This window comes from Dokdonella sp. (genome assembly GCF_035703485.1).
In the GTDB taxonomy this organism is placed as follows: Bacteria; Pseudomonadota; Gammaproteobacteria; order Xanthomonadales; family Rhodanobacteraceae; genus Dokdonella.
Genome location: NZ_DASSYD010000203.1, coordinates 1 through 4,922, shown reverse-complemented (window position 1 = coordinate 4,922; position 4,922 = coordinate 1). Strand labels below are relative to the sequence as shown.

The 4,922-nt window shown below is 57.6% G+C and carries 4 protein-coding genes and 1 tRNA gene; 3 read left to right on the top strand and 2 right to left on the bottom strand.

The features are described from left to right. Nucleotides 1-374 precede the first annotated feature (374 nt). The 3 genes from VFN25_RS15640 to VFN25_RS15630 all read left to right on the top strand — a co-directional run bounded on the left by VFN25_RS15640 (nucleotide 375) and on the right by VFN25_RS15630 (nucleotide 2,849). Nucleotides 375-647, top strand: coding sequence for an HU family DNA-binding protein (locus VFN25_RS15640; RefSeq protein WP_325143564.1), 273 nt, complete (start codon nucleotides 375-377; stop codon nucleotides 645-647). Nucleotides 648-653: 6 nt separating this feature from the next. Continuing rightward, nucleotides 654-728 (top strand) — tRNA-Val (locus tag VFN25_RS15635). 213 nt (nucleotides 729-941) lie between these two features. Next, nucleotides 942-2,849 carry a SurA N-terminal domain-containing protein gene (locus VFN25_RS15630; protein WP_325143562.1) on the top strand — a complete coding sequence of 636 codons (1,908 nt, stop codon included), beginning with the start codon at nucleotides 942-944 and terminating at the stop codon, nucleotides 2,847-2,849. Between the two features lie 90 nt (nucleotides 2,850-2,939). Here VFN25_RS15630 and VFN25_RS15625 read toward each other — a convergent pair whose 3' ends face one another. Continuing rightward, on the bottom strand, nucleotides 2,940-4,055 hold the full coding sequence (locus VFN25_RS15625) for a LysM peptidoglycan-binding domain-containing protein (protein ID WP_325143560.1): 1,116 nt from the start codon (nucleotides 4,053-4,055) through the stop codon (nucleotides 2,940-2,942). A 233-nt stretch (nucleotides 4,056-4,288) separates the two neighbouring features. Further along, nucleotides 4,289-4,922: hydroxyacylglutathione hydrolase (gene gloB, locus VFN25_RS15620; protein WP_325143558.1), on the bottom strand; the 634-nt coding region annotated here is incomplete at its 5' end.

Genomic DNA, 4,922 nt, shown 5'->3' with positions numbered 1-4,922 from the left:
TTCGGATGCGTCGGTTGCGCGCGGAAAACGCAAAACCCGAGACACGGGATCGCCGACACGACCGCATTGATCGAGTCCTCATGTTGGCCCGCGGAGTAGACAAAGTTGCCTGAGTTTGCAATTCAGGCATTGACTTGTTGGCGTTTCTTTAACCTCGATCAGACTGGGAAAAACCCCTGAAAGTCGCGCCAATCCTAGTGTTGCGTGGCCTGAGGGGCACTGGTATAAAGGTCGCGCCACGGTTCGTCGACACAAGCTGTATTGAGTGAAGCGTGGAGGAACGACATCACGTCGGAGGTCAGCCCGCCTCGCTCGTACTGCGTGACCAGTTCAAACCAAATAAATCCGGGTTGCTGCTCGAAAGGGAGTTGATAATGAATAAAGGTGAATTTGTTGGTGCTGTCGCTGATGCTGCTGAAATGACAAAGGCAGATGCAGAGCGCGCAGTCGAAGCTGTTTTCAAGGTAGTCAAGAAGACGCTGAAGTCCGGCGACAGCATTTCGCTGGTCGGGTTCGGTACCTTCAGCGTGCGCAAGCGTGCTGCTCGCACTGGTCGCAATCCGCGCACAGGCGAGACGATCAAGATCAAGGCGTCCAAGGTTCCGGCATTCAAGGCCGGCAAGGGCCTCAAGGATGCGATCAACTGACGTTGGGGGTGCTTAGCTCAGCGGTAGAGCGTCTCCCTTACACGGAGAGGGTCGGGGGTTCGAAACCCTCAGCACCCACCACCCCGCGTTATTGGCGTCCAGTCGGTTACAATACCGCGCTGTCACGCCGGAGGTAGCGGTCAGGAACCGCTCCAAGTCGCTATCTCCCAAGCAGGGCGCCCGAGTGGCGCCTTTGCTTTTTTCACGCGCTGAGTCCGATGCCGGGCGCCGCGCTCCACCATCGAAAGCCAGGCATCTCGCAGCCGGCTGACATCATTTTATCGAGGCCGATGTATGCTTCAGGCTCTGCAAAAAAAGACGACCGGTTGGCCTGCCATGATTCTCCTTGGCCTGATCGTCATCACGTTTTCCTTCTTCGGAATTGAATCCTATTTCGTCTCGCAGACCGACAGTTTTGTCGCAAAGGTTGGGGACAAGGAGATCTCGCAGCAGGAATTCCGTTCGCGCTTTGACGAGTTTCGCCAGCAGCAACTGCGTGCTTCCAATGGCGCCATTGATGCGCGCTTCTTTGAACAGCCTGCGATCAAATTGCGGATTCTCGATCAGTTGATCGATGAGCAGGTGTTGTTGACGGCAAACGCGAATCTCGGCATTGCGGTTCCCGCGCAGCGTCTGCGTGACGAAATTTCGAAGATTCCCGAATTTCAGCGCGATGGCAAATTTGATCCCGCCCTCTACCGCGCCCGCTTGTCTGCGCAGGGAATGACCCCGAACGGCTTTGCTGATCGTGTCGCCAAGCAATTTGCGACCAGCGAAATTCCGAGGGCCGTCGCGACCAGTGCATTTGTCACCGATGCCGAAGTCGACACCTATTTGCGGCTGCGAGGGCAGCTTCGCGATATTCGTTACGTCAAGCTGAGCAAGCGTGAAGTTGCCGACAACAAGGTTTCCGAAGAGGAGATTTCGAGCTTCTACAAGGAGCACCAGAAGGATTACATGAATCCCGAGCAGGTAGCGCTCAGCTATATCGAGATCGACGGGGCGAAACTGGATATCCAGTTGAACCCGGATGAGTCAACGCTCAAGGATCGATATGAAAAGGAAAAGAGCCGGTTCGTCAGCTCGGAGCAGCGACTCGCCTCGCATATCCTGATCAAGGTGGGTGGCAAGGGCGCGCCTGAGGATCAGAAAAAGGCGCTTGAAAAGGCGCAGAAGATCGCCGACGAGGCGAAGGCGGGCAAGGATTTTGCCGAACTGGCGAAGAGTTCCTCGGATGATCTCGGCTCAAAGGCGCTTGGTGGAGACCTGGGCTGGCTCGACAAGGGCATGACTGATCCTGCGTTTGAAGAGGCGCTGTATGCACTCGACAAAGGCAAAGTTTCCGACCCGGTCCTTTCATCTGAGGGCTATCACGTCATCGAGGTTCGCGATATTCGCCCAGGATCGACGCGTACATTCGACGAGGTTCGAGACGAACTTGCCAAGGACTACAGCGAGTCCGAGCGCGAGCGCGTATTCAATGACAAGTCGGGTCGAATGATCGATCTGACTTACGAGGACTCAACGTCGCTGGAGCCGGCAGCCAAGGAACTGGGCTTGAAAATTCAGACGACTCCGTTGTTTTCGCGCGCAGGCGGTACCGGTATCGCTGCCAATCCGGAGGTAATCAAGGCGGCATTTTCCGACCAGGTGCTGGTTCAGGGCAACAATTCCGACAAGATTGACCTGGGCCCGAACCAGATCGCCATCGTCCGCGTCAGTGAACACAAGGCAGCCACTCCCAAGCCGATTGAAGAAGTGCGCACCGACATTCAGCGCGCCATTATTGAAGCTCGCATCGGCAAGCAGGCAAAGGAGCACGCCGACGCCTTGTTTGCGCGGTTGAAAAAGGGTGAGTCGATCGACTCCATTGCCGAAGAACTCAAGCTTGCTGTCGAAGAACAGCGTGGTCTCGGGCGCAACGCGGTCAAGGTTGATACGGCACTGATCAAGGCGGCTTTTGCCCTGCCGCGGCCAAGCGCTGACAATCGTCAAGTTGAATTGGTTGCGCTGGCCAATGACGAGTACGCCCTGCTCAAGCTCGACAACGTCGCCGATGCTGATCCCACGGCGGTCGATCTGCCGACACGCGAGGCTGCTCGTACAACTCTGCAGCAGGCGACCTCCAACGCCGCTGCGCGTGACTTTGTTGCAGCCTTGCGCGCAAGCATGGACGTTCAGATTGCTGAAGACCGCATGTAAGTCAGGCAACACGAGGAGCTGCAAAAAGGGTCGCGGTGCGGCCCTTTTTGCTTTCCGGCGCATGCGTTCTCCAACAGGACCAGGTTTGGTTCAGAACGTTGGCGCGTGAACACGCAGGATCGCACCGGGTCGCAGGATTGATGTGTTGCTCAGCGCGTTCCAGTGCAGCAGGTCGGCGAGCCGAACACCGTAGTGCCGGGCGATTGCGGACAAGGTGTCTCCGCGACGGATCGTGTGGGTCTGCGTGGATGTCGTGCTTTCAGATTCGGTTGCGCGGCCCGGAAGCAGGATTGCCTTTCCCGGATGCAGAGTTTGTGTCGGGTCGAGTTGATTGGCGCTGGCGAGAAGCGTCGCCGGTGTTTCCAGGCTGCTGGCCAAGGTGTCCAGGGTCGTTGAAACATCAATTGTCTGCAGGTGCCAGTCGCTCAGCATTGCGGGTGGAAACTTTGTCAATGCGAAGTTGAAATTCGCTACCTTTTGTTGCGGCAACAACAAGCGGGTTGTCGGCCCGCTCGGATTTTTCTGTCTGCTCCACGCGGCGTTGAAACGGAGCAATTCAGCCAACGGCAATTCGGCCAGTGCTGCGGCCAGGCGCAGATCCATGGCTGACGGCAGGGTCAGCGCCTGCAGGGCAATACCGTTATCGGGCTGCGGCAAGGTCACCGAGAACCGCTGCGGATCGTTGATGATGCATGACAGGGCCATGAGACGTGCCAGATGCTGGTGCGTCGTTGAACTCACTTTGAGCCCGGCAAGATCTTCACTGTCCAGTTGTTGATGCAGTTGCTTTCCGAGCGCACGCTTGATCCGATATTCACCGGCATTGAAAGCCATGTCGGCAAGCCGCCAATCGGAGAACTGACGGTCGTAGCGTTCGAGCAAGCCGATGGCCGCGGCAGTCGAGGCGAGGGCGTCGAGGCGTTCATCGTAGCTCCGGCTGACCTTCAAACCCTGATCAACTGCGGTGCGTCCCATTAATTGCCACATGCCGGCCGGCCCGTTGCCGCTGGGCGGCAGTTGACGGTAGTGGCTTTCCACATACGGAAGCAGGGCGAATTCTCCCGGAAGGTCATGACGTTCGATCTGTTCGAGCACGAGCATGAGCAAGGGCATGGCCTTGCTCCAGTTCGCGTTGAATCGCTGCGGATGGCGCGTGTATCGTCTTGCCTCTTTCAGCACCGCCTGATTGTCATCGCAATCAAGCATTGAGAAGCGCTGACGCAGGCGTTGCCAGGGTGAGCTTGATTTATCGATTTCATCCGCTGCCGGTTCGATCGCTGATGGTTCGATTCGATCGCCTTGCCTGACCGGAGCCGGACTTATCACAGGCTCGCTGACCGGTTGTCGATCAGGCCGAGGTTGCGGAGCACTGCAGGCACTGATCACGGAAAGCAGGCAGGCGGCAGCGATGGGCTGCCAGATTCGGCGGTCCGGCCGAATCATCCGCGAAACGTGTCCTTCATGCTTCTCAATGCAGCAAATCGCGCGATACGATCGGCCGCCCCGGGAGCTTGCTGTCGCATCGACTTGATCAGGGCTGGCGCATCAATACGCAAGAACGGATTGCAGGCCAATTCATCGGCAAGCAATGACGGAAGCGTGGGCGAGCCGACCGCGCGCAAGGCACGTGCTGATTGCAGGCGCGCGTCAAGCTCAGGGTTGTCAGCGTCGACCGATTGCGCGAACACGCAGTTGGCGACCGTGTATTCATGGCCACAACAGACTTTGGTGTGTGCGGGCAGCACGGCCAGTTTTTCCAGTGAGGCAAGCATCTGTTCCGGCGTGCCTTCGAACATTCGACCGCAGCCGACGCTGAACAAGGTGTCGCCACAAAACAGCAGGTCATGGCCGTGAAATGCGATATGGCTGCTGGTATGACCGGGGACCTCGATGACATCGAATCTGCATGGTGGTTGGGTGAGGACGATGCGATCACCTTCGCTGACCCGATCCGTAGCCATTTCGATGCGTGGATCATGAGCGGCAAAGATCCGTACTGAAGCCATTTTTCCCAAGGCTTCGGCACCGCCAATGTGATCCGGGTGGTGGTGAGTCAGGAGGATGGCGCGCAAG

Coding starts and splice junctions, on each gene's coding strand:
- VFN25_RS15625 (WP_325143560.1), bottom strand. CDS start 4,055: ATGCTTGATTGCGATGACAATCAGGCGGTGCTGAAAGAGGCAAGACGA.
- VFN25_RS15640 (WP_325143564.1), top strand. CDS start 375: ATGAATAAAGGTGAATTTGTTGGTGCTGTCGCTGATGCTGCTGAAATG.
- VFN25_RS15630 (WP_325143562.1), top strand. CDS start 942: ATGCTTCAGGCTCTGCAAAAAAAGACGACCGGTTGGCCTGCCATGATT.